General features: G+C 59.6%; 26 protein-coding genes. 13 read left to right on the top strand and 13 right to left on the bottom strand.

The genetic code is table 11. From position 1 onward, the window contains the following. The first annotated feature begins 20 nt into the window (after nucleotides 1-20). From CFA77_RS11865 to CFA77_RS11880, 4 genes are all read left to right on the top strand, one after another. Nucleotides 21-260: a F0F1 ATP synthase subunit C gene (locus CFA77_RS11865; protein ID WP_206990876.1), complete on the top strand. Its 240-nt coding sequence runs from the start codon at nucleotides 21-23 to the stop codon at nucleotides 258-260. 86 nt (nucleotides 261-346) lie between these two features. Then, nucleotides 347-886 carry a hypothetical protein gene (locus tag CFA77_RS11870; RefSeq protein WP_206990877.1) on the top strand — a complete coding sequence of 180 codons (540 nt, stop codon included), beginning with the start codon at nucleotides 347-349 and terminating at the stop codon, nucleotides 884-886. 13 nt (nucleotides 887-899) lie between these two features. Further along, nucleotides 900-1,487 (top strand): ATPase, encoded by a 588-nt coding sequence (locus CFA77_RS11875; protein ID WP_206990878.1) that lies wholly within the window; start codon nucleotides 900-902, stop codon nucleotides 1,485-1,487. 124 nt (nucleotides 1,488-1,611) lie between these two features. Continuing rightward, on the top strand, nucleotides 1,612-2,025 hold the full coding sequence (locus CFA77_RS11880; protein ID WP_206990879.1) for a hypothetical protein: 414 nt from the start codon (nucleotides 1,612-1,614) through the stop codon (nucleotides 2,023-2,025). A 57-nt stretch (nucleotides 2,026-2,082) separates the two neighbouring features. Here the strand turns inward: CFA77_RS11880 and CFA77_RS11885 are convergent, their stop codons facing one another. Further along, entirely contained in the window at nucleotides 2,083-3,072 is a 990-nt protein-coding gene (locus CFA77_RS11885) for an AraC family transcriptional regulator (RefSeq protein ID WP_206990880.1), read from the bottom strand. Nucleotides 3,073-3,231: 159 nt separating this feature from the next. Between CFA77_RS11885 and CFA77_RS11890 the strand changes: the two genes are divergently transcribed. Beyond that, nucleotides 3,232-4,668: an FAD-binding oxidoreductase gene (locus tag CFA77_RS11890; protein ID WP_206990881.1), complete on the top strand. Its 1,437-nt coding sequence runs from the start codon at nucleotides 3,232-3,234 to the stop codon at nucleotides 4,666-4,668. On the opposite strand, the gene CFA77_RS11895 is transcribed toward CFA77_RS11890, so the two are convergent. From CFA77_RS11895 to CFA77_RS11925, 7 genes are all read right to left on the bottom strand, one after another. Continuing rightward, a complete protein-coding gene (locus CFA77_RS11895) occupies nucleotides 4,665-6,437 on the bottom strand; it encodes an ABC transporter ATP-binding protein (protein WP_242517335.1) in 1,773 nt (590 codons plus the stop codon). The genes CFA77_RS11890 and CFA77_RS11895 overlap by 4 nt on opposite strands. 4 nt (nucleotides 6,438-6,441) lie before the next feature. Beyond that, entirely contained in the window at nucleotides 6,442-7,566 is a 1,125-nt protein-coding gene (locus CFA77_RS11900; RefSeq protein ID WP_242517336.1) for an inositol monophosphatase family protein, read from the bottom strand. Then, entirely contained in the window at nucleotides 7,553-8,899 is a 1,347-nt protein-coding gene (locus tag CFA77_RS11905; RefSeq protein WP_206990883.1) for a TldD/PmbA family protein, read from the bottom strand. The genes CFA77_RS11900 and CFA77_RS11905 overlap by 14 nt, the downstream gene beginning before the upstream one ends. Before the next feature lie 44 nt (nucleotides 8,900-8,943). Then, the gene (locus CFA77_RS11910) at nucleotides 8,944-9,330 is read right to left on the bottom strand and encodes an MAPEG family protein (RefSeq protein ID WP_034811435.1); all 387 of its coding nucleotides are present in this window, start codon (nucleotides 9,328-9,330) and stop codon (nucleotides 8,944-8,946) included. 83 nt (nucleotides 9,331-9,413) lie between these two features. After that, a complete protein-coding gene (locus CFA77_RS11915; RefSeq protein ID WP_034811433.1) occupies nucleotides 9,414-9,689 on the bottom strand; it encodes a hypothetical protein in 276 nt (91 codons plus the stop codon). A 120-nt stretch (nucleotides 9,690-9,809) separates the two neighbouring features. Then, nucleotides 9,810-10,121, bottom strand: a complete 312-nt coding sequence (locus tag CFA77_RS11920; protein WP_034811431.1) for a hypothetical protein — start codon at nucleotides 10,119-10,121, stop codon at nucleotides 9,810-9,812. 61 nt (nucleotides 10,122-10,182) lie between these two features. Continuing rightward, a complete protein-coding gene (locus tag CFA77_RS11925; protein WP_206990884.1) occupies nucleotides 10,183-10,896 on the bottom strand; it encodes a beta-lactamase hydrolase domain-containing protein in 714 nt (237 codons plus the stop codon). A gap of 154 nt (nucleotides 10,897-11,050) precedes the next feature. On the opposite strand from CFA77_RS11925, the gene CFA77_RS11930 reads away from it, so the two are divergent. The 3 genes from CFA77_RS11930 to CFA77_RS11940 are packed head-to-tail and all read left to right on the top strand — an operon-like array spanning nucleotide 11,051 to nucleotide 12,344. After that, nucleotides 11,051-11,425 carry a DUF6249 domain-containing protein gene (locus CFA77_RS11930; RefSeq protein ID WP_206990885.1) on the top strand — a complete coding sequence of 125 codons (375 nt, stop codon included), beginning with the start codon at nucleotides 11,051-11,053 and terminating at the stop codon, nucleotides 11,423-11,425. A gap of 31 nt (nucleotides 11,426-11,456) precedes the next feature. Beyond that, complete coding sequence (locus tag CFA77_RS11935; RefSeq protein WP_206990886.1) at nucleotides 11,457-11,984, top strand: RNA polymerase sigma factor; 528 nt, start codon at nucleotides 11,457-11,459, stop codon at nucleotides 11,982-11,984. A 9-nt stretch (nucleotides 11,985-11,993) separates the two neighbouring features. Continuing rightward, nucleotides 11,994-12,344, top strand: coding sequence for a hypothetical protein (locus CFA77_RS11940; protein WP_206990887.1), 351 nt, complete (start codon nucleotides 11,994-11,996; stop codon nucleotides 12,342-12,344). Here the strand turns inward: CFA77_RS11940 and CFA77_RS11945 are convergent. Together CFA77_RS11945 and infA are read right to left on the bottom strand one after the other, a co-directional pair. Next, nucleotides 12,341-12,925 carry a nucleoside triphosphate pyrophosphatase gene (locus tag CFA77_RS11945; protein WP_206990888.1) on the bottom strand — a complete coding sequence of 195 codons (585 nt, stop codon included), beginning with the start codon at nucleotides 12,923-12,925 and terminating at the stop codon, nucleotides 12,341-12,343. The two genes, CFA77_RS11940 and CFA77_RS11945, sit on opposite strands and share 4 nt — an antisense overlap. Nucleotides 12,926-12,930: 5 nt before the next feature. Beyond that, complete coding sequence (infA, locus tag CFA77_RS11950; RefSeq protein ID WP_011646371.1) at nucleotides 12,931-13,149, bottom strand: translation initiation factor IF-1; 219 nt, start codon at nucleotides 13,147-13,149, stop codon at nucleotides 12,931-12,933. Between the two features lie 236 nt (nucleotides 13,150-13,385). Here infA and CFA77_RS11955 point away from each other — a divergent pair, with 236 nt between their 5' ends. The 5 genes from CFA77_RS11955 to CFA77_RS11975 all read left to right on the top strand — a co-directional run bounded on the left by CFA77_RS11955 (nucleotide 13,386) and on the right by CFA77_RS11975 (nucleotide 19,525). Further along, a complete protein-coding gene (locus CFA77_RS11955; protein ID WP_242517337.1) occupies nucleotides 13,386-13,706 on the top strand; it encodes a helix-turn-helix transcriptional regulator in 321 nt (106 codons plus the stop codon). 83 nt (nucleotides 13,707-13,789) lie between these two features. Beyond that, entirely contained in the window at nucleotides 13,790-14,848 is a 1,059-nt protein-coding gene (locus CFA77_RS11960; RefSeq protein WP_206990889.1) for a helix-turn-helix transcriptional regulator, read from the top strand. A gap of 122 nt (nucleotides 14,849-14,970) precedes the next feature. Further along, nucleotides 14,971-17,253, top strand: a complete 2,283-nt coding sequence (locus CFA77_RS11965; RefSeq protein WP_206990890.1) for a TonB-dependent receptor — start codon at nucleotides 14,971-14,973, stop codon at nucleotides 17,251-17,253. 104 nt (nucleotides 17,254-17,357) lie between these two features. Then, nucleotides 17,358-18,653 (top strand): MFS transporter, encoded by a 1,296-nt coding sequence (locus CFA77_RS11970; RefSeq protein ID WP_206990891.1) that lies wholly within the window; start codon nucleotides 17,358-17,360, stop codon nucleotides 18,651-18,653. Between the two features lie 8 nt (nucleotides 18,654-18,661). Further along, the gene (locus tag CFA77_RS11975; RefSeq protein WP_206990892.1) at nucleotides 18,662-19,525 is read left to right on the top strand and encodes an alpha/beta fold hydrolase; all 864 of its coding nucleotides are present in this window, start codon (nucleotides 18,662-18,664) and stop codon (nucleotides 19,523-19,525) included. 19 nt (nucleotides 19,526-19,544) lie between these two features. On the opposite strand, the gene mdoH is transcribed toward CFA77_RS11975, so the two are convergent. The 3 genes from mdoH to mmsB form a co-directional block, all read right to left on the bottom strand. After that, the gene (gene mdoH / locus CFA77_RS11980; RefSeq protein WP_206990893.1) at nucleotides 19,545-21,737 is read right to left on the bottom strand and encodes a glucans biosynthesis glucosyltransferase MdoH; all 2,193 of its coding nucleotides are present in this window, start codon (nucleotides 21,735-21,737) and stop codon (nucleotides 19,545-19,547) included. Further along, entirely contained in the window at nucleotides 21,734-23,395 is a 1,662-nt protein-coding gene (locus tag CFA77_RS11985) for a glucan biosynthesis protein (RefSeq protein WP_206990894.1), read from the bottom strand. The genes mdoH and CFA77_RS11985 overlap by 4 nt, the downstream gene beginning before the upstream one ends. A gap of 203 nt (nucleotides 23,396-23,598) precedes the next feature. Continuing rightward, nucleotides 23,599-24,492 (bottom strand): 3-hydroxyisobutyrate dehydrogenase, encoded by an 894-nt coding sequence (mmsB, locus tag CFA77_RS11990; protein ID WP_206990895.1) that lies wholly within the window; start codon nucleotides 24,490-24,492, stop codon nucleotides 23,599-23,601. Between the last annotated feature and the right edge of the window lie 27 nt (nucleotides 24,493-24,519).

The raw sequence follows: 24,519 nt of genomic DNA on the forward strand, positions 1-24,519 counted from the left end.
ATTCCAAACAGGAGACGACCATGGAAGGCGATATCGCACTCGGCCTCAAATATGTAGGCGCTGGCCTCGCAACTCTCGGCATGATCGGTGCCGCGATCGGTGTGGGCAACATCTTCAGCTCATTCCTCGACGCTGCCATGCGCAACCCGTCCGCTGCTCCACAGCAGACTGGTAACCTCTTCATCGGTATGGCTCTCGCAGAGGCGCTCGGCATCCTGTCGTTCCTCGTGGCCGTCCTGATCCTGTTCGTCGTGGTCTAAGACCAATTCGAACACGCCAAGAACGGGCCGGAGGATCTGAACGTCTCCGGCCCGATCCAGCCTGATGCTGCACTTGAGGTACTGAAATGCTGCTCGCCCTGCTTGCGGAAACTGCCCATCACCTACCGGATGACGCGCCGCCTCCGTTCCCGCCTTTCGAGGCGTGGCACATGCCGGGCCAGTTGTTCTGGCTCGCGATCCTTTTCGCGACCCTCTACTTCTCCCTCTCGCGCTTCATCCTGCCAAAGATGTCGGACACGATCGAAAAACGGTCTGACCGCATCGCCTCTGATCTTGATCAGGCAGCCAAGCTGAACGAGCAGGCCACCGAAGCCCAGCAGGCGCTCGAACTGCGCATTGCCCAGGCCAAGGCGAAAGCCCGCGAAACAGCGAACAAGGCAGCGGCCAAGATTGATGCCGAAATGACGGCTGAAACGGCTCGCGTCGACGCCGAGATCGAAAAGAAGCTGGACGCTGCCGAAGAGCGGATCTCCGCCCTGCGCGCAACGGCCATGCAGAATGTCGAACAAATCGCTGTAGACGCAACTGACGCCATGACGGCCCGTTTCGGCCTCAAGGCCTCTGCGGCTGACCTCAAGAAAGCCGTTTCGACGGCTCTGAATTAAGAGAGACATGCAGATGACCCTTCGTCTTGCCCCTGCCCTCACCTTCGCTGCGCTGGTCGCATCACCCGCCTTTGCCGCATCTGATGCGCATGGCGGTGGCGGCTTCATCGGCGGCTTCATGTATTCGCTGACCGATCCGGTCACGCACACCGCATTCCTGGCTTTCGCGGCCTTCCTGTTGATCGCATGGCGCATGGGCGCCCTGAAGACGATCCTCGGCGGCCTCGACAAGCGCGCAGACGACATCCGCAACGAGCTGGAAGAAGCCCAGAGCCTGCGCGAGCAGGCGGCTGAAGCCCTCGCCCTCGCTGAGCGTCGCCAGCAGGATGCAGACAAGGAAGCCGAAGCGATGATCGCCCAGGCCAAGGACGACGCCAAGCGGATCATGAAAGAGGCTCGCAAGGATATTGCAGACCGCCTCGCCCGCCGCGAAGCGCTGGCCGAAGCCCGCATCACTCGCGCCGAAGCCGAAGCGACCGAGGAAGTCCGCCGCGCCGCTGCAGACGCCGCCACGGCCGCTGCGAAACGCCTTCTGGCCGAAGACACGGCCGTCGACCAATTCGAATCCGCTGCCCGCGAAATCGAAAAAGCCCTCGGCTAGAGCGGGGACACCTTTCAGCCTCTCCCCAGCTCATATTTTTCAAGACCCCTGACCTGCCGCGCAGTTCAGGGGTTTTTTGTATCTGCTATCCAACCGCCCTCTGCTCGACGGCAAACTCTGGGGCATGGACACCCTGCTCGCTCCACTGGCTTCGCCCCTGCCTTCCTGTCTGGAACCCCATAGGTTCTGGATCTGGCTGCAGATGGTCGCGTGGCGTCTCTATGTGCGCGCCGTGAAAGGCAGGGGCATCCCGTTCATGACGGTCATTGATCGGCAGGGAACCGTATACCTGAAATGGATCGGGCATCCTCCGCACGAATTCCCGCAAGCTCCCGACGACCCGCTGGCCTTCACACCGTCAAAAGCCTTCCGCATCGCGCTTGGCGATCTGCCGTCCGCCCATCCGGGTGAGCGTGGGAGACTCAGCTCACCTACCACGAGCCCCTCGACCTGCGCCCCCGTCAGCGCATCAGTCAACTCACCTGTCAGCGCCTCGGTCAGCGCCTATGCGGCCGCTGTGCCCGCTCCGGACACCTGACCGCAACCCTTCCCCCGGAAAACTCATCAGCCCACCCAGCGCCCTCACAGGCGTCGCTCAGGCTTGTCCAATTGCGGGCGGACTGGCGCGGCGTGCCCGACCCGGCGTCTCTCCGACATGCTTCTTGAATGCCCGTTTGAAAGCTGCCTCGGAGCTGTAGCCCACAGTTTCTGCCGCTTCTGCGATCGATACGCTGCTGTTTGACAGCAGGCTGGAAGCCAGTTGCATCCGCCAGCGCGTCAGGTAACGGGATGGCGGCTCGCCCGTATATGCCGCGAACCGGTCAGCCAGAGCCGAACGCGACATGCCCGCTTCCTTGGCCAGCTTGTCCAGCGTCCACGGCTCAGCGGGACGTGTATGGATCAGGCGCAGTACCGCGCCCACCCGCTCATCCCGCAGGCCCGAAATCCAGCCAACCGAATCTTCACTCAAGGTCTCGATATAGTGGCGCAGCGTCTGAACGAACATCAGCTCGCTCAACTTGGCCAGAACCGTCTGGCTGCCGGCTTCCGGGCGCTCATCCTCGTCCAGCGCCGAGACGATCAAATTCTGCATCAACGCCCATGTACTGTCGGTGGGCCGCACGATCATCATCCCTGGCAAGGCGCTCAGCAGCGGATTGAATGGCCGGGCATCACAGCCGAAATATCCGCAAACAAACGTTGCGGGCGTGCCGTCTCCGCCAATCTGGACGTGATTATAGGGCGTCACGCGCTTGGCCGCATCCCGATACGGCTCCACGTCAACTTTCGGGATCATGTTCGGCTTCTGATCGGATGCGATGAAATGCTCTGCCCCCTGAGGCAAGATCATGATCTCGCCAGACCGCAGGGTCTGCGGTTCGGTATCGCCTGCGGCTGACCACGCCCACGCATCGCCATCAATCATCACGTGAAACGGAATCACATGCTGGACATGCGGCATCACGATGGAGCCGATCTCGTCCATTGACGGGTTGGTCGTTACCCAGGGCGCCGACGCATTGACCTTGAAATAAAAGGCCGCTTCAAATCGAACGGCACTCAAAACCTGCGATAATACATCCATACGCGTCCCCCTGAGACCGAAACGGTCTCGATCCGAGCCACACTCTGGATGAATGAGCATTTTTTCCGGATGCAGGAGAATTACGTATTTAGGGCAACAATGCAAATATCCTCCCACGAACAGCGCGATTGTCGTGCTTATGGGGGACGGAGAAACGCAATGACCAATGTTGTAATCAATACACTGGGCGGGAGCACGCAAAGCTATTCCGCAAACGAACTTCAACAGTCGACCGGATGCCGGATCATCACGCCGGAGGCCGATGACTATGACGCGCGCCGCGCCATCTGGAACGGCATGATCGACAAACGGCCGGCCGCCATCCTGGTCGCCAGGGACGAAGCTGGCATCGCCGCTGCGGTAAGCTTCGCTTCCACCAATGGCTTGCTCATGTCGCTGCGCTCTGGCGGACACAACATCGCTGGCATGGCCCTTTGCGATGACGGGCTCGTGCTCGACATGCAGGACATGAAATCGGTCACTGTCGATCCGGAGGCCCGGACGGCGCGGGTTCAGCCCGGCGCGTCTCTCGGCGATGTCGACCGGGCCACACAGGAATTCGGACTGGTCGTGCCAACTGGCATCAATTCAACAACAGGAATAGCCGGGCTGGCGCTGGGGGGCGGATTTGGCTGGGTGACGCGGAAGTATGGACTGACGGTGGACTGCCTGAAATCCGTACGACTCGTGACCGCTTCCGGCTCGATCATCACTGCAAGCAAGACTGAAAATTCCGATATATTCTGGGCCCTTCAGGGTGGTGGTGGGAATTTCGGTGTCGTCACCGAATTCACATTCGACCTGCACCCCGTTGGCCCGGAAGTGTTTGCAGGCATGCTGGTCCATCCGATTGCAGATTTTCCAGATGTGACCCGCGCACTTCAGGCGCTCGTTGCAGACGCGCCGGACGAACTGACCTGCTGGGCCGTTTCGCGCAAGGCCCCGCCCCTGCCCTTCATACCTGAGGAATGGCATGGCCGCGAGGTCATGGTGGTTCCTTTCTGCTTTATCGGTGATCTGAACGCTGCAGAGGCCGCCACATTGGGCGTGCGCTCCATCGGAAATCCGATTGCAACTCATTTTGGCCCGATGCCGTTCGCCGACTGGCAAACCAGTTTCGATCCGCTGCTCACCGAAGGCGCACGCAATTACTGGAAAAGCCATGATGTCGCCGCCTTCAGTGACGCCGCCATCGACATTATACATGAAGCGGTCAACAATCTGCCTTCGGATGAATGCGAGATTTTCTTCGGGCATGTCGGTGGCGCTGCGACGCGCATTCCGGCGGATGCCACGGCTTGGCCAAACCGTCAGTCCCATTTTGTGGTCAACGTCCATACGCGCTGGCAAGACCCGGCCGATGACGGAAAATGTGTTCAATGGGCCCGAAAACTGTTCCAGGCATTGGAGCCCCACGCCATGGGTACGCGCTATGTAAACTTCATTCCCGAGGGGGACGAAGCCAATAATCTGGAAGACGCCTTTGGGGAAAATCTTGACCGGCTTGTACGCATCAAGGAAGCAACCGACCCCGACAATCTGTTTCGCACGAACATCAATCTGACGCGCAAGATACCAGCCGGGGTGGCCGGCTAGCTCAGCTGGAGCTCGACCAGGCGCTTATAGGCGCCACTGGAGGCCATCAGCGCGTCATGCGTGCCTTCCTCCACCGCGCGGCCGTCTTCCATCACAATGATGCGGTCGGCCGCGCGAACTGTAGAAAGGCGATGCGCAATAATCAGCGTGGTGCGGCCCTTGGAGAATTCCGCAAGGGCCGCCTGCACTTTTGCTTCGCTCTCGGCGTCGAGGGCCGATGTCGCCTCGTCCAGCAACAGGATCGGCGCACCGCGCAGGATCGCCCGCGCCAGGGCCACGCGCTGGCGTTGGCCGCCGGAAAGGTTGCGGCCCATCTCACCCGCCGGCGACTGGTAGCCGTCCGGCATGGCAGTAATGAAGTCATGCGCATTGGCCGCCTTGGCCGCCGCCTCGATCTCTGCATTGGTCGCGCCAAGACGCCCGAGCGCAATATTGTTCTGGACCGTATCGTCGAACAGCGCCGAATCCTGCGCCACCAGCCCGATATTGGCCCGGAGCGTATCGCCCACAACGCCGCGCACATTCTTGCCATCCACGCTTACCGCGCCGGACTCGGCATCATAGAGGCGCATGAGCAAGTTGAAGACAGTCGACTTGCCCGCGCCCGACGGTCCGACAATCGCCACCGTTTCGCCCGGCGCCGCAACAAAGGACAATCCGTTCAATGCCCGCGTGCCATCCGGATAGGCAAAGCTGACCCCATCAAACACCACATGTCCGTTGACCCGGTTCAAGCGCTCAGCATCTGGCGCATCCGCAATATGAGTCGTCGCGTCGACAATCTCGAACACGCGATCAGCTGCTGCGCCGCCTTCCTGCGCCACAGCATTCAGTGTGCCGAGTGCTCGCAATTCTGGCGAGACGATGCCCAGCGCGGCAATGAAGCCGAGCAGGTCGCCAAGGGTCATTGCCCCCTGCGACATACGCCAGGCCGCAAAGCCGAGAATCCCGGCCAATGCAGCGCCACCCGCGACTTCAAGAATCGGGTCAACCGCCGCCCGGTCCGTCAGCACTTTCAGGAACAGTTTGGAACGCTCGACAAAACCCTGCCGCGCACGGGATTTCTGGTACGGCTCAAGCCCGTAAGCCTTCACCACCCGCGCCGATTGGAAGCCTTCCGACAGGAGCGATGTCACCTGCCCGACCTGCTTCTGGGCCTGTTTGGAGCGTTTGCGAATGCGGTTGCCGAGGCCGATGACCGGCCCGAACGCAATCGGATAGGCGACCAGCAACAGCAGGGTCAGCTGCCAGTCGATGACCAGCATCACACCGAACATGCCGATCACGGTGATTGTGCTTTTGGTGAAATTGTTGGCAAAGCGCAGCGCCGCATCGCGGATCGCGTTCACATCATTGATGAAGCGCGAGACAAAGTCGCCGGACGCATCCGCCGCCACACGCGCATAATCACCATCGGTCAGGGAATCGAACTGGCTCGATTGCACCGTCACCAACCCGCGCTGGACGCCGGTATTGTTGAACAGGGTCATCAGGTAGAGCGAGAGCGCCCGCGCACAGGACAGGGCCACGATTGCGCCGCCGATCCACCAGATCCAGTCAGGGCCGGACACGGGCACCTGCACCTCATCCCCGAAACTCGCCTGCAGCCGATCGCCAAGCATCTTCAGCACCAGCGAATAGCCCATGGCGCTGAGCGAGGTCAGCAGGGCCATGAGCGTGCCGGCGGCGAACCAACCGATATGCTGGCGGAAATAGGCTGCAAACAGGCGCCTCAGGCTCCCCTTCTGCTTGGGGGCCTTAGCTGTCACCACCTCAGACGTGATGGTGGTCTCCCGTTTCCGGGTCCAGCAGCTTGTGAGCGTGCAGGATGAAATAGCGCGTTTCGGCATTGTCGACCGTACGCTGGGCAGCATTCTTCCAGGCGTCGTAGGCTTCCTTGTAGTTCGGGAAAGCCCCGACAAAGTCGACCTTGGACAGGTCTTCGAATTCCACTTCGGTCACATCCTTCAGCTCGCCGCCGAATACGATGTGGAGAAGTTGTTTGGTCTCGCGGGTAGTATCGCCCATTTTGGCTGGCTCCGTAGTCGCTGGAGGCACCATTTTCGGCGCCCTTTCCTGTGGGTCAGGTATATCCACAAATTCTGACCTGCGCACTAACAGAGGATGCAGGGCGTTTCCAGAAGCAATAACGCTCCTTTGTGCAGGTACTGCCCGGTTGAATATGAGTTTTTCGCCGCGATGTGTCGTGGCAACACCACCCGCTTCCTCGATGAGGATCGTGCCCGCAGCCAGATCCCAGTCCGCCTTCTGACCCAGAACGAGCGTTGCATCCCATTTTCCTGCCGCCACGAAGGCCATCCGCAACAGGGTGGAGTTGGGCTTCGGCCGGGCGACGGTAACGGGCGGCCAAGGCTCCGGCCAGCCTGGGTGCTCCAGCATTGTCTCCGCCGCAATCAGGCGGCAACCTGCCTCGGCGGCGCACTCACTGACCCGGATGGCGGCGCCGTTCAGAAACGCCCCCTGCCCGCGATGCGCCTCGTAGAATTCGTCCAGTTCCGGCGCATACAGCACCCCGCCCACCGAGATGCCCTCTTCCACAATGGCAAGCCCGATGCACCAATGCGGATCACCGCGAATATAGGCGCGGGTGCCGTCAATCGGGTCCACGACCCAGCAGCGATCCTTTTGGCGCGCATGGGGATCGTCGAGCGTCTCTTCGGACAGCCAACCATATTCCGGACGGAAGCGTGTCAGTCGATCCGAGCAGAGCTGGTTCACGGCCATATCGGCTTCGGTCACCGGACTACCGCCCCTCTTGTGCCAGGTCTCTGCCGTTTGGCCGCCAAGCATGAAGGACTGCGCCAATTTCCCGGCTTCCTGCGCGAGCTCACGCAGGATTTTCATGTCTTCAAACAGGGTGCGGTCAGCTACCCGCAAGACTCATATCCTCGATGAGAATGCTCGGCGCGTCCCGTGTTCCCCGGAACTCGAGGTCCGAGGCCGGGATGAGGCGTGCAAACATGGAGGGCAAGTCGCCCGCGATGGTGACTTCGGACACTGGATAGGCAATCTCGCCAGCCTCGAACCAGAAGCCCGACACGCCGACCGAATAGTCGCCATTGTTCGGATTGATGGACGGCCCGAACATGTCGGTTACCAAAAGGCCCTTGCCCGCCCCCTTGACCAGTTCGCCGGGAGTCTTGTCTCCGGCCTTCAGGTAGAGGTTCGACGTGGTCACGCCGGGAGGATCGCCAAAGCCGAGCGCGGAAAAGCCGTTCGGCTCCATGCCCAGCTGGCGCGCCGAAGAGGAATTCAGCAGCCAACTGGTCAGTCGGCCATTATCGATCAGGTGAGTTTTCTGCACCGGCAGGCCTTCACCATCATGGCTGCGCGAACCCATGCCCATCGGGCGGAATGGATCGTCGATGATGTGGATACCATCCGCGAAGACCTGCTCGCCCATCCGGTCTTTCAGGAAGCTGACACCGCGCGCAACTGACGGGCCGGAAATCGCCCCCAGGAATGCCCCTATGAGACCCGCAGAGACCCGCCGATCATACAGGACAGCGGCCTTCTGCGTGTTCAGCTTGCGTGAGCCAAGGCGCGAGATCGTGCGCTCACCTGCCGTGATTCCGATCTCGGCAGCTGTCGGGCGGTCTTTCTTGAAGCGGACTGACCAGCTGTCATAGTCCCGCTCCATATGGCCATCGCGCTCTGCCACCGCAGCAAGGCCAAGGCTGGTCGACGTGCCTGTCTTGAAGGCGGAAAAACCATTGCTGGCCGCAACCCAGCGCGAGGAACGGTTCCAGGATGCGCCACACCCGGCGACCGTCTTGATGCCTTCAATGCCCAAGGCGGCAGCTTCGGCTGTCAGCGCTTCGGATTCCAGGATGTCGGCGGAGATTTCCGGTTCGCCGGTCAGATCCATGTCGAGATCGCCTGTCGCCAGCTTGTCCGCATCCGGCAGGCCGCAATATTTGTCTTCGGGCACAGCGCGCGCCATCGCCACGCAGCGTTCCGCGAGCGCCTTCAGCCCTTCCGGCGACAAATCCGCGCCGGATACGTGCGCCTGTCGCTTGCCATACAGGCAGCGAAGGGCGACCGAGCGCCCCTCTTCACGTTCAATGCTCTCCAGCGCGCCGTCGCGGACGGAAACGCTTACGCCTTCGCTCTCGCCAATCCGGGCGTCGGCAGCGTCTGCACCTTCCTTTCGGCAATGGTCCAGTAGTCCGGCAAGCAATTCGGCCGGCGGTATCTTGAAATCAGCCATTCTGGCTAGATGGACGCTGCGCTCGCCTCGCGCAACTGCGCAAATCAGGCGAAGGCGTGGTACAGGATCGCCAGCGCCGTCAGCACCATTGCAATCCAGCTGAGCAGGATGCCTCCGGCCCGCATGGCCATGATTGTCCCGCCAAGCCCGATGACATGCATCAATCGCCCGAGCGTGAAGACGCCACCTGCAACATGGATGGCCCAGGCCGGCAGTCCCATCAGTGCCAAAATGACAAGGCCGACCAGCATGGACGGGATGTATTCCGTGGCATTGCCGTGCACTCGCGTACGCAATTCCAGCATCTCATTGCCACCGGTCCCGACCGAGACTTTGGCCGACTGCCGCACGGACACGACCCGGAACGCCAGATAGATCAAGAGCAGCATGTTCACGGCGACATATACGCCGGCCACTTCAAGTGATGTCATTGTGGTTTCCTCCCCATTTGAAAAAGGCCACCGACGCGAATCGATGGCCTGTTCTTATTCAATCGTGATTCTGATTGAGTCGCTCAGTCGTCGCGACGCGCATCAGGCAAGCGGTCGTTTATGTCATCGCGAATATCCAGCAATGTCACGATCAGGCCGCAGACGAGGCTGGCCGCGATCCATCCGCCCACTGTGAACACCGCAAAGTCGGCTACTTGAGCAATCGTATCGGTCAGACCAAGCAACTCGCCCGTAAATTCACCCCGATTGTAAAGGCCAAGCGCGATGCCCCCAACGATGATCGCAATATATGCGACATAGACCATCGTGCGGAAGCTATTGATAATAAAGAACTTCATGAGATCCCCTTCCTATATTCCAAACTAATTCTATGCAGATTGGTGCCACCCGTCGCCCAATTACACGCGAGAAGCGAACTTCCCATGACCGGGCGACGTCGATTTTGCGACAGGCCCTGATTATTCATCGTCTGCCACCGCCAGTTCGCACGAAATCATTGCGGTCAGCGAAGATGCAAATTCGAGCTGGTCAGCCATGGTCAGGGATTCCACGAAATCCTCGACATCGCGCTTCTCGCGGCCGATCGCAGCGGCTGTGCGCCGAAACAGGTCCGGACTCAGCTTTTCTTCCATGGCGCCGGTGATACACGCGCAGGTCTCCGGACCTTCACCATCGGCGATGCAGGCCTCGGTCAACATTTCACGGTCGGATTTCTGGCTGCAGGCGGCAAGCATGGCCAAGCAAAGGCCGGTCAGGATCAGGACGCGCATTCTGGCAGCTCCGGTATCTGTTCGGCTCAGCCAAGCACGAAATTAACTAACAGGAAAGCAACTATTCCCGTTGCAGGATCTTGTCGACCTGGATGCCTTTTCCGAACTCGCGCAGGAAACTTTCCTTCACTTCCATCCGGTCATAGTCGTCTGAAACCCAGTCGAGAAAAGGTTTCCAGTCTTCAGGCGCGCGCCCGGCATTGTAATCGGCATAGGCTTGGAAAAACGCGTCCAGCATGCCGGTCTTGCCATGTTTGACGTGAAGGTATTTCAGCGACAGCTGCTCCACCGCTTGCTCGAACGGAACCTTTTCCCGCAACAGCTTGTAGAGCACGGACATCAGCCCCGCCCGATCTGCGCCCGACTTGCAATGCATGAGAGCCGGGTATTCGATCGATTCGAACAAGTCTTTCGCTGCGAACAATGCCTCTTTCGTCGGTGTGTCGCGGGAGAAGACCTGGAAATCGACAAGCGTGATTCCCGCTTTTTCGCAGGCCTCCTTCTCCAGAAGGTAATAGCCCTTGGTGCTTTCCCCGCGCAGGTTCAGGATGGTGCGAATGCCGAGCGTCTCGGCATATTCAACCACCTTCTTGGGCGAGGGCTGGTTGGCGCGCCACATCTCCGGCGAAATCTGGTGCAGGTTCGAGAACGCTGCCCGCAGAAACCCGTGGTCTCCCCAGACCAGTTCCCGGCGCGCGCGGGCACGACCCTGCGTCGACGACAGGTCCGGCGCTATATGCGGCTTGCGATTCTTTTTCGATCTCAGCTTTACCATTGCCCCGCGATTAGCGGTCGGGCCCGCCATCGGCAAGCACAGGCGACACAAAGAAAAAGTCAGGTGCGCTGCATCCAAACGCGCCTCTGCCGGCATCTACCCTACAAAGGCGCCGAACACGACGCCCCGGAACAAGCCTGAAGGAGCTTTTGAAATGAGCGAAGATATTGTTGTCCCCGTAGTCTTTTTTGGTGCCATTGCCGGGATTGTCTGGTTGGTTAGTCACTACAATTTCAAGAAACGCCTGACCCTGCATGAAACTGTGCGGCATGCGGTCGACAAGGGCCAGGACCTGACCGGCGAGACGATGGAAAAACTCGCCCTGATCACCGATCCGGTCCGCGCCGATTTGCGCCGGGGCGTCTTGTTCCTTGCCGTCGGAGTGGCCTTCGGCTTTCTCGGTGTGATGGTTGGCATGGAAGAAGGTGAAGCCGTCAAACCCATGATCGGCGTCGCATCCTTCCCTGTCTTCATCGGTCTGGCCTATCTTGGTCTCTGGGCGGCGAGTCGTCGTGGGCAACAGGGTTGAGCTGAGGCTGGTTGCCAAGGGAGGGCGCGACATGCGCAGCGATCCGGACCTGGCCGCAAGCGCCGCACGAGGTCATGAGGCAGACTTTGCCGAACTCGTGCGCCGCCATCAGGCCCGCATACGCGGCATGGCGAGGCGCCTGACCGGCTCGGCCAGCGACGGGGATGACATCGCGCAAGCGACGTTCCTGAAGGCTTGGCAGAAGATTGGTTCCTATGCCGGCGGAACCTTCTCGGCCTGGATCTGCACGATCTGCTGGCGCGAATATCTGCAAGCCCGCCGAAAGCAGAAGATCGAGATAGAGTTTGACGAAACGGCAGAGATCATTCCGTTCGAGCGCACCCAGTCCGATCAGGTCGGTGACCAGATGGACCTCAACCGGGCGCTGGACACCTTGTCTGAAGCCCAGCGGGTCTGCGTGGTGCTGTGCGTCGCCTCAGGCCTGTCCCATCGCGAAGCGGCCGAGGCCACCGGCTGGCCGCTTGGCACGATAAAATCCCATGTAACGCGCGGCGTGGCCGCGCTCCGCAAACACCTTGAAAGCAGCCATGTGGCGTGATGGAGTACGATGATGCGTGACCAGGAAACCTATTCAGACCTGACCGATCTCTTCACGGCGGAAGACCGCGCGCTGGATCCGGCCCCGTTCGTGAATGACGTGATGGGCGGCATTCGCCGAAAATCCCTCTTTCGCAAACTGGTGCTGGGCGCTGTCGGTATGGTGGGTGCTGGCGTGGCGGCCGTGCAGTTACCGGGCTTGCTGACAGGTTGGAGCGGGCTGGATACGCTGGTCACCCAGACTGTTACCGATGCCCAGCAGGATGCCAGCCTGCTCGCGACGGCCGATCCGATATGGCTCTTGGTAGGCGGCGTGGTCGCGCTGAGCCTTCTGGCCATAACGGCCTGGGAGAAAGCCTAGGCCTTCACGCGCCAGCCCATGCCTTCCAGCAGGGATTTCGTCTCGTAGAGCGGCAGGCCGACAATCGCGGTGTAGCTGCCGCTGATATGGGTGATGAAGGCGCCGGCCATGCCTTGAATGCCATAGCCGCCCGCCTTGCCCTGCCATTCGCCGCTGGCAATATAGGCAGCGATTTCCTGATCTGTCAGGCGCTTCACCTTCACCCGAGCAAGCACGGTACGGCTGCTCACGCGGCCATCGGGGGCTTTCACGGCGATACCGGTAAGACATTGGTGTGCCCGGCCTGAAAGAAGCCGCAGGAAGGCCTCGGCCTCTGCCGCATCGGCAGCTTTTTCGAGGTTTCTCTGGCCCAGCGAAACCACGGTATCCGCGGCCAGCACAAACCCAGCCTCCGGACAGGCCATGGCCTTCTCCCGCGCCAGCCTTTCGGCCAGCGCACGCGGAGATTCGTCCTTGCGACGGGATTCGTCGATGTCAGTGGGGCAGATCGCGTCCGGCACAATCCCTATCTGGGCGAGCAGGTCTCGCCGCCGGGGACTCGCACTGGCGAGGATCAGGGGAACATGCCCTGAGGACGCCATATCTCTTATTTGAAGCGGTAGGTGATACGACCCTTGGTCAGGTCGTAAGGGGTCATCTCAACCATGACCTTGTCCCCGGTCAGCACGCGGATGCGGTTCTTGCGCATCTTGCCAGCCGTATGGGCAATGATTTCGTGGTCGTTCTCGAGTTTAACGCGGAACGTCGCGTTCGGCAGCAGTTCCACGACTGTGCCTTCGAATTCAATCAGTTCTTCCTTCGACATGCAGTCTCCAATAAAGGGCGGTCCATTGCGCCGCCGAAACGCATATAGGGGGCGCATAAAGGTTTGCACGGATTCCGGCAAGATTTGAAGTTCAGCAAAATGCCCCGTCATGCGGGCATTTTCAGCGTATTCCCGCCCGTCTCTTGCAGACGCGACCCTGTTTCGCACCATCTTAATGCTTATATTCGCATATTGGCTGATACGCCGCCCGCAACAATCACTACGAGCACATCCTGATGAAAGCCCAGCACAAACCCCAGACGAAGGATGCCTTTGACCTCATGTCGGAGCGCATTCACGAGGCCTCAGACGTGCTGAAGGCCATGTCGAGTGATACGCGGTTGAAGATCATGTGCGCGCTGAATGAAGGCGAGCACCCTGTTCATCAGCTGGCCGACATGACCGGCCAATCGCATTCCGCTGTATCCCAGCACCTGGCAAAGCTGCGTGCGGCCGGTCTGGTTGAAAGCCGCAGGGATGCGCAGACGATCTATTATCGTTGTGCGGGCGGGATCGGCCGGGCGCTGGTCGACACGCTGTGCGCCTATTACCGCTAGGCCTGTTGCAGCAACGCCATATTTGAAAACATCCTTTTGAATCAGGATACGTTTTCGATACAGATTCCTGCTATAAGACCCGCATGTCGCAGTCACTGACCCGGGCGAGTTTCGAACTCCACCAGATTGAACCGATCCTGTCATGGGCCGGAACGTCGGGTGTGGACGTTGACGGCCTGCTGGATCGACTGGGCATCGATCCGGGCAAACGCACAAGCCAACCCGGCAAGCAGATTGATTTGGTAGACTATTATCGCATCCAACGCGAGATCGCCCGGTCCTTCGACGACCTGACTGCGCAACTTTCTGAACGAAAGCTGCTCTACCAGACCGGCACATTTGTCGTGACGCAGATCCAGGCGGCCTCGACCCTGCAAGACGCAATCCGGAGCCTCGCTTCGCATTTCAACATGATGCATGGCGGGCGCTACAACTATGTCCGCCAGACCGACTCGATGCTGGCGCTGGTGGTGGATGATTCGACTTTCCCCTATCGCTTTCGCGATGATCGTGCGTTGACGCATTTCGTCGGCGACGCCTTGCTGATCAAGACTCATGCCCTGCTCGACAGCCTGACCGGCGGCGCCGCAGGCCGGGCGCTCAAACGGGTGAGCCTGCTCAGGAACCGGAATGATGACGGCAATGGCCAGCTGCAATTCTGGCAGGTGCCCATCGGCTACGGTCATGCAGCCTATGAACTGATCTATGATATCGACATAGCCTGCGAGACCATTCCCGCCACCCCGGAAGTCGATCTGACCGCTGACGGGATTTTCGCGCGCGTCATCCGCCATCTTGAAGCCATCGCGCCCTCTTCCGACTCGCGAAGCTATTCGGTGCGCACAGCCGACCTGATCTCGGATGGACACGAAACCCAGCAAGCTGTCGCCCGGCATCTGGACGTGAGCGTTGCAACCTTGCGCCGCCGCCTGAGCGAAGAGCACACAAGTTTCCGGGACATCCTCCAGGAAAGCCGCGCCGAACGGGCCGGCCTGATGCTGGCACAAGGCACAAGCGTCACCCAAGTTGCGGAATTTCTTGGCTATTCCGATGTGCGCGCCTTCAATCGGGCGTTCAAGAAGATGCGCGGTGTTTCGCCTGCCGTCTATGCCAGGTCCAGTATGGAAACTGCTCAAGCCTGACGCGCCTGAGCGAAAATGTTCACTTGTGTTGAGCCCTCAGGTCATCGCCCAAGCGCGCATGTTCTGGATAAATCCCGTCAAATACAAAGAATCCTCGGGAGGAAAAATTGGGAAATCACAAAATGAATACGCTGAGATTCGGTCTCGTGTCGGCGCTGGCGCTGACCGCGGGCCAGTACGCTGCGCATGCGCAGGATGCGGATGATGAGGCCCCGGAAGAGGCCCGCACGCTAGGCCGGGTGACGGTTACCGCCCAACGCCGCGAAGAAGACCTGATCGATGTACCGCTGTCCGTTTCTGCGTTCAGCGCTGACCAGCTGGAAGCTACCGGCACGGTCGATATCACGTCCATCCAACGTTCGACCCCGAACGCAACGATCGAAGTGGCACGCGGCTCCAACTCCACCCTGATCGCGTTCATTCGCGGCGTCGGCCAGCAGGACCCGCTCTGGGGCTTCGAGCCCGGCGTCGGTCTCTACGTTGATGATGTCTATATTGCACGCCCACAAGGCGCGATCCTGGACATTTTCGACATCGAACGGATCGAAGTCCTGCGCGGACCGCAAGGCACGCTCTATGGCCGCAACACGATTGGCGGCGCGATTAAATACGTCACCGCCAAGATGGACGACGAGCCGGACCTGAAAGCCAAGGTCAATGTCGGCTCCTACAGCCAGCTCGACACGATCGTATCCGGTTCGGTACCGCTCAGCGACACATTCAAGGTCGGCGGCGCAATCGCCAACTACCAACGCGACGGTTACGGGGAGAACCTCTTCACCGGCGCAGACCATTACGACAAGGACGTCCTCGCCTATCGCGTAAGCGCCGAATGGGCACCGACCGACTCGCTGTTCTTCCGCTTTGCCTATGATAAATCTGAAGACGACTCCAACGCCAAGCATGGCCATCGCCTGATCCCGAGTGGCGACGGCACCCTGCCGGTCACGGATAATGTTTATGACACCCGCGCCGGTATCGGTGATGACAACTCTGTCGAAACCGAAGGCTACTCCCTCACCGGCGAGTGGGACGTCAATAACGAGATCACGCTAAAATCGATCACGGCCTATCGTGAAGGCGCAACAGTTACGCCGATCGACTTCGACGCCCTGCCCGGTCAGGATTTCGATGTCCCAGCTTACTATAATGACGACCAGTTCAGCCAGGAATTCCAGATGCTGTACAATGGCGACCGCCTGTCTGGCGTTGCTGGCATCTACTATCTTGATGGCAGTGCCGACGGCGCATTCGACCTGTTGCTCAGCGCGCTGGGCCTGACGGTCTATCAGGCTGGCAAGCAGGACAAGGAAAACTTCTCCGTCTACGGCGATTTCACCTATGACCTGACTGACCAGTGGAGCGTGTCCCTCGGTGGTCGCTTCACGAAGGATGAAACCACTGCAGACGTGACGCGTGAGCTGTGGCTCGGCATGGGCTCCGGCTCGTTCGACCCGACCAATACCAGCTCGATCTTCTTCGTCACCCAGACCGGCTATGAAGGCCTGAACCGGGAAGACGAGGAGTTCACTCCGCGCATTTCGGTTTCCTACAAGCCAACGGACGACCTGAACATCTACGCAACCTACGCTCAGGGCTTCAAGGCAGGCGGCTTTGACCCGCGGGCACGTGCTGACCTCGATACGCTGGGACTTTCACAGGAAGGCTTCGGACCGGAGAAGGTCGACAGCTATGAACTCGGCATCAAAGGCAGCTTCTTCGATGATCGCCTTTTGCTGAACACAGCCGTCTTCTTTGCTGAATATACCGACCAGCAGATCACGGTTCAGAGCGGCGCGGATTCCGACAATGACGGCGTCAACGACACGTTTGTGTCGTCGGTCTTCAATGCGGGCTCCTCGGAATATACCGGCCTCGAGCTTGAGGGCAGCTGGTTCATCAATGACGAGTTCACCCTGATGGGGAACCTCGGCTATATCGACGCCGAAATTCAGGAAATCCTGTCCGCTGGCACCAATATCGCCGACCAGTTCGTGACGCAGAATACACCGGAACTGCAGGGCCAGCTCTCGCTGAATTACATGCGCGACTTCGGGCCTGAATTCGGTGCGATCTCGATCACAGGATCGGCTTCCTATCGCGACGCCTATTATCTCTTCAACGTGGAGAACCCAGGCTTCGCTCCGGGCACGAACGTGCTGTTCCCGAATGGGGGTCCGGCGCTGGATCCGGACTCCTATACGTTGCTGGACCTCAGCTTCGTCTGGACATCGCCGTCCGAGCGCCTGCGCTTCGGTATCCACGGCCGGAACCTCACGGACGAGGAATACCGCGTCGCAGCCTACAACTTCGTGACGCCGAGCCAGCTTGGCTTCGACAGTGCGTATTCGGCCTTCTACGGCCCGCCGCGCACGCTTACCGCCTCAATCTCGGTCGACTTCTAGTCAACTGAGCGGACCGGCGACCTTTACCTCCGTGGGTCGCCGGTCCGTCCCTTCCAAACCTTGCAGATACCGGTAACCGCTTCGGCGTAGCCTGAAGGACAGCCATGACCGATCTCGCGGCCCCACCCTCTCCGACGTCCCGTAATGCATCTCGCGCCTATGTGCTGGCATTGCTTACGCTGGTCTACACATTCAACCATATCGACCGGCAGGTCCTCGTGATCCTGCTGGAGCCGATCAAGGCTGACCTGAAACTGGACGACGCTCAACTCGGCTTGCTGACAGGCCTCGCGTTCGCGGCTTTCTACGCAACGCTCGGCATTCCGATGGCAATGTGGGCCGACCGGGGCAATCGCCGCACGATCATTTCTCTCTCACTGGCCGTCTGGTCGGGCATGACCGCGGTCTCCGGCCTTGCTCAGAATTTCTGGCACTTGCTGGTCGCCCGCATGGGTGTTGGTGTGGGCGAAGCAGGCGGTACTCCGCCGGCCACATCCATCATTTCTGATCTCTACGCGCCTCACGAACGCGCCACCGCGCTCGGTATCTACACGACGGGGATTGGCTTCGGCATCCTTGGCGGTTTCGCACTGGGCGGTTTGGTGTATGAAGCGTTCGGCTGGCGCGCGGCATTCTTTATCGCGGGTATACCCGGCCTCATCCTGGCCCTGCTGGTTCGCTTCACACTGAAAGAGCCGAAACGCGGTGCCATTGAACAACGCGTCGATGATGGCGAAGCGCCATCGATTGGCGAAACCCTGAAATTCATTTCAGGCCAAACGTCATTCTTGTTGTTGTTGTTGGGCTGTTGCCTCATCTGTGTCTCGGCAAACGCCTTCCTTGTCTTCACGTCCAGCCACCTCCAGCGCACCTTCCATGTCGGCCCTGGGGATGTCTCCATTCCACTCGGCCTGTTGATTGGTGGCGTCGGCGGGGTCGGCGCAGTCGTCGTCGGCAAGATCTGTGACCGCATGTCTTCGAAGAACCTGGCCTGGCGCCCGTGGACAATTGCAGCCTGTGGCGCGCTTGCCCTGCCATTCGCGTGGCTGTTCCTTCAGGCAGACAGCATCGGTCTTGCCTATGCGTGGAACGTGGTGCCGAGCTTTGTCGGCCTGATCTATGCCAGCGTTGCCTATACAGCCTCTCAAGAATTGGTGGGTTTGCGCATGCGCTCCTTCGCATCTGCCTTCATGCTGCTCTGTCTGACCCTGATTGGCATTGGCGGCGGCCCGACCTTTGCTGGCTGGCTAAGTGTTCAGTTCTCTGATGCAGGTTCGACGACCCCGCTGAAATCGGCGCTGGAAATCATCCTCCTGCTGAACGCTGCGAGCATCCTCTTCCTGGTCCTGTCGGGACGCTATTATGCCCGCGACGCTGCCCGCGCGGCCAAGCTGGTCTGAGCCCCGCCATGGAAAAACGGGATATCTTCTACACCGCGCATGACGGACTGAAACTTTACGCCGCCGAATACGGCCCACATGACAGCGACATCACAGTGTTGTGCATGCATGGCCTGACCCGAAACCATAAGGATTTCGAGCCAATGATACGCGGTTTAGAATTACCCGCTCGGTACATCTCGGTCGATGTGCGCGGCCGCGGCCGGTCGGATCGCGATCCGAGTGGCGAGACCTATGCGCCGCCCGTTTATGTGCAAGACATGGCCACACTGATTGACCACCTGAAACTGGACAATCTGATCCTGGTCGGCACATCGATGGGAGGGCTGATGGCAATGCTGATGGCCAAGGCTTTCCCGGATAAAATCAAGAGCATCGTGATCAATGATGTCGGGCCCGAAGTAAATCCCGCGGGCCTCAAACGCATCGCCGGCTATGCTGGCGGGGATGAAACATTCGACAATCTGGACGATGCCGCTACAGCAATTGGCCGAACACAGGCGAGCGTCTACCCGGACTATAACGCAGACGACTGGCTCGAATTTGCCAAGCGAACTTGCACGGTACGCGATGATGGAAAGATTATATTCGACTATGATCCGGTAATTGTGCGGGGCATGGGCAGTACGAAGCCGAGCTGGCGCGTCAACTTCGCGATGTGGCGTATCTACTCGACGCTCAAGGCCATCCCGCTACTGATTGTTCGCGGTGAAACCTCGGATATCCTCACAGAAAAAACCGCGAACCGCATGCTGAAACGGCATAAGGGCAGCCGATTGCTGACTGTGCCGAGGCGCGGCCATACGCCGTTCCTCAATGAGCTGGAATCGCTACATGCGATCAGGAAGTTCATCTCAACAGCGCTTAAATGACACTTCCAAAATAGAGAAGTCAGGTGCCACTTCGCTGTCCTCCGCTGGAGGTTGTCGTACGCCCGCCTGCTCGCTCGCTGGACATCAGTCTTTCATAAGCAGAGACATCCCCTGCGACCCGCCCGGCAACGGCGAACCTGAAACTGATGCTTTCAAGATCCTGTGAGGAATTCAGGATAGCCATCAATTCAGCTTTGGATATGGCCTTGATGTATTCTTCAAGCGTCAGCACGCGCGTTACACGCGCACGAGCGAGCGCCAATGGTTCGTGAACCTCATGTCGCTGCAGGGGCCAATATGGATCAATCAGCGTTCGCCGCTTCCGCTGGCTGACGCGATCACGCAACAGGGAAATCATATCGGTCTTTGGTAGCGTTGAAAAAGCCTGCACTTCCGCCCAGGACTGGCCGACGCTATCCGGTAAACGGACCTCAACAGGACTGACCAGCAGACCTGCCTGACGTGCCCGCTGCCCTGCCGACTCTTTCGCGGTCCAATAAGATAATGGAGCCGCAAGGACCATGCCGACCGTTGCCGGAGCCAGCCAAGCCGCGTAGACGGGTGAGATTGCGGTAGCCGCCATCATCAGCGCCGCACCCAGCAGCGTGGCTGGAATATTATGGCGCAGCGTCGCAAGGAAGCTGTACCCGCCCTGCGCGCGTTCCTGCGGCGACCATCCGCTATCCTTGCCCCGGAAGACATTGATAACTGCGCCCGTTTGCGTCGCCATGAGGATCGGGGCGATCAGGACCGACAATGCTGTCTCCGTCAGAGCGCCGAGAATCGTCTTGCCGACGCCCACGGACTGACGCCACTCGCGCGACACCAGTCCGTAGACCAGCCCATACATCTTGGGAGCAAACAACAGTCCCATTGTGACGAAGAAGAGGGTCAGGGCACGCTCAGAGTCAATCACCGGCCAAGTTGGGAAGAGCGATGCCTCATCCCCAAAATACGCGGGTTGCATGAAGCTGTTCTGGAGCGACAACAGCATACCAAGTGTGATGAAGACCAGCCAGAGCGGTGAGGCAAGGTAGGAAAAGATGCCAGTGATGAGGTGGAAGCGATTGGTCCAGCTGAGCCCGCCTGTTTTCAAGAGAACTGCCATGTGCTGCATATTGCCTTGGCACCAGCGTCGGTCGCGCTTGACCAGTTCAATAATAGTGGGCGGCCCCTGCTCATAGGATCCGCCGATTTCGGGGCGAATTTCCACATTCCAACCAGCGCGGCGCAAGAAGGCGGCCTCGACGAAGTCATGGCTCAGGATCGAGCCGCCAAACGGCGCTTTGCCGGGCATCTCCGGCAGTCCAGCAGCCTCGGCCAGAGCTGAGATTCTGATGATGGCGTTGTGCCCCCAGAAATTGCCTTCATTCTGCGCCCACCAGGCCATCCCACCCCCAAGGATCGGACCGTAGAGCGCAGATGCAAATTGCTGACAACGTGACAGCAGGGTGCGCCCACCGACAAGCTGAGGGATGGTCTGGATCAGCGCAGTATGAGGCGCCCGCTCCATCTCCTCCACAAGATGCACAATCGTGTCACGCTCCATATAGCTGTCAGCGTCGAAAACGATCATATGGTCGTAGCGCCCACCCCACCGCATAACGAAATCGCGAATGTTACCGGATTTGCGATGGTGATTGATGGTACGCCGACGATAGCGAACAGGAACATTGCCCCTGACCGTTTTTAACAATTCTGTATACGCCACCTCTTCCGCAAGCGCTATTTCGGGATCAGTCGTGTCGCTCAGGATGAAACACTCATAGATACCCGGCGCATCTTCGAGCATCCGCGCCGTAGCGGACACAGTTGCGAAGACATCTTCAACCGCCTCATTGTAGATTGGGAACGTAAGGACGGTGCGCACGTTTCGGATACAGACGGGGTCAGCCGAGCGCGCCGCATGCCTCGGCGTCACGGCACAGGCAAAGCCAATGGTTGCGTTCACGAAGGCAAAGCAAATCCAGCTGATATTGATTGCGAACACAAACAGCAGAACCCATTCCAGCAATGTCATTCCCGACACTGCCAGAACCTCGTACATCTCCCGCGTGGTCCAAAGGGTCAGAAGAACTGAAGCCCCCAGCACGAACAGCTTCCGCCAGACATGAGACGTGGTGCCAGCCCGCACCCTGGCAATCCGGGACTGCAAGGGCTGGTTGGGCATGGTAAGCGGAAATTCCGTCGGGCGCGGGCGAAGGTCCGTCATTTTGTGCTCCACCGATAAAGCCACGTCTCCGTCAGCGGGCGACTGCCCCGCATCACAACCGCACGCAGTTCCGCCATGTCCGCGCCTTCGGGATCGAGCTCGAAACTCATCCGGTAATTGTCACTGGAAGGGTGGCGCCGCATCACCGGATTGAGGATCTTTCCTGCTGATGTGCTGATCTCCAGTTCGGCATTCTCGAAGAACCCTTCCGGGACATCCTCGTAGTCGAGCACGAACATGCGCGCCTTGCCGCCTGGCTTACGGCCAGCACGCGTGTCCGACACGGACATGACTTCGGCCAGGGCACCCGGCCTGTGTCCCCAGTTCATCGTATAGGAAATCGTATGTGTGCCACCGGGTCGCCAACCGGATGCCGGGCGCCAGAATACGGCGATATTGTCATTGTACTCGTTCACCGTAGGAATCTCGACGAGCATCAACTGACCTTCGCCCCAGTCTCCATGCGGCTCCACCCAGACGTCCGGACGCTGATGATATGCGGCCTCAACATCCGAATAGTCATCAAATTTCCGATGCCGCTGCAGCAGGCCAAAGCCCATCGGCTGTGTTCCTGCCAGCACCGATACTTCCAGATCGGCGGGGTTCTGGAGAGGACGCCAAACCCATTCGCCGTTCGACATCTGGATCGCCAACCCCTCGGAGTCGTGCACGGCTGGGCGAAAATCATCGCCCTGCTTGATCACGTCATGTGGCGAAAAATAATACATGGAGGTCAGTGGTGACAGGCCGACACCATCGATTTCCTTTCGGGGGAAAAAAGTCGCCTCCACTTCGACTTGGGTGCGCGGACCCGCCGAAACCTCAAAGGCAAACGCGCCCGTTACGCTCGGGCTGTCCATGAGCGCATAAATGCTGACGCCCTGAGACGCAGGGTCTGGACGGACAACCCAGAACTCGCGAAACGCAGGAAATTCCTCCCCATCCGCAGATGCGGTTCCAATACCCAGCCCCCGCGCCGATGCGCCGTACACGCTGCCCGCTCCCAATGCCCGGAAGAAACTAGCGCCCTTGAAGCTGAGCACTTCATCGAACTTCCCGGCCTTGTTGATGGGCGCCAGCAATCGCAAACCTGCAAAGCCGAGTGTTTCCCGCGTCTCCTCGGAAAGGGGCAAATCCTTGAAATCAAATGCGTCGGCAGAGTAATTATGGGGCGTGACTGTATCCCCGTCGATAATGTTAATGCGGACCTCTTGATCAAACAGGTAACCACGAGGATCGAACAAGACACGCGATCCTGTCGCAGGGTCGGACCACCCCATGTCGCCAGCAACCGGAAGGATGCGTCGGTACTGATCATAGTTCAAACGCTTCGCATCATCCGGAAGGGGTCGAGATGGCTCATATGGCTCTGCGGCCAGCCGCCGGGCCTTCTGACGTATCTCAGGCAAGCCAAATGCAGCAACGGTACTGGCTTCCGCCATATCTTCGGGCTGAGGCCGCACCGGCACGGATGCCGGCTCGGGCTGGACGCGTTCCAAGTTGTAAATAGATGAAGGTGCTGGCTGGCTCTTGGCTGGCGGCTCCTGCTCGGATGGCTCTGATTCTGACGGGAGGATCGGCGCCTCATCTATTGCCACCGGAGCCGATGTATCATCGGCGGGAGAACACGCAACGAGAAGCATCGCGAGTGTGAACACACGAATACATTTCGGCCGAAACAAAAATTGCCTGCTCAAGTCTCACCTATTCGCCAGCTCGCGCCCCCATGATCCCCATCATGAATGCTGCAGCGCAATACATTCCGAGACGAATGAATGAGCGAGCCTGCGAATGGTTGCAAAATGGGCCGCCCGATCCGGGATTGGTCGGATCATGGGCGGCCCAACTTAGCCAATTGAGTCTAGTCTAGTCGTTGCTGGAGATCCTTCATGACACCTGAAAAATCGAGCCCGCCATGCCCTCTAGTGTCCAGATCCTGATAGATTTTTTCCGCCATTTCACCCAGCGTCACCTCTGCCCCGGCGGCCCTTGCTGCAGACGCCGCCAGATGAAGATCTTTTAACATCATCGCGACCGCAAAACCGGGCTGATAGTCCCGGTTTGATGGCGCGGTGGGCACCGGCCCCGGCGCCGGGCAATAGCTCGTCATGCTCCAGCACTGGCCGGAGGCTGTGGAGGAGATATCAAAGAAGGTCTGCGCGTCGAGACCCAGCTTTTCCGCGAGATTGAACGCTTCACATGTGCCTATCATTGAGATGCCGAGCAGCATATTGTTGGCGATCTTGGCCGCCTGGCCGTTCCCGCTGCCGCCGGCATGGAAGATATTCTTGCCCATTACGTCGAGGATCGGCTTGGCCTTGGCATAGGCTTCATCGGGGCCGCCCACCATGAAAGTCAGCGTGCCGGCATCTGCCGCAGCCGTCCCGCCGGAGACAGGCGCATCCGCCATCAGGAAGCCTGCCGCGTCGGCCTTGGACGCCGCTTCGCGGGCATCCTCCACCGCAATGGTCGAGCAATCAAGAAAGAGCGCGCCCTTGGCTGCATGGGCCGCCACGCCGTCATCGCCGAAATAGACCGACAGGACATGCTTGCCGGCTGGCAGCATGGTGACCACAATTTCGGAGTCCTTCACCCCATCCGCAATTGTGGCCGCAGCAACTGCCCCATGGCCTTCAGCGGCCTTCACCGCCTCGGCATTGAGGTCGAAGGCACGGACCTCATGGCCCGCCTTGCAGAGATTGACACACATGCCCGAGCCCATGTTTCCGAGCCCGATAAATGCGATCTTTGTCATGCGATACTCCCTTGTCCCCGCGCTCTT

The sequence above is a fragment of the Hyphomonas sp. KY3 genome, assembly GCF_017309975.1.
In the GTDB taxonomy this organism is placed as follows: Bacteria; Pseudomonadota; Alphaproteobacteria; order Caulobacterales; family Hyphomonadaceae; genus Hyphomonas.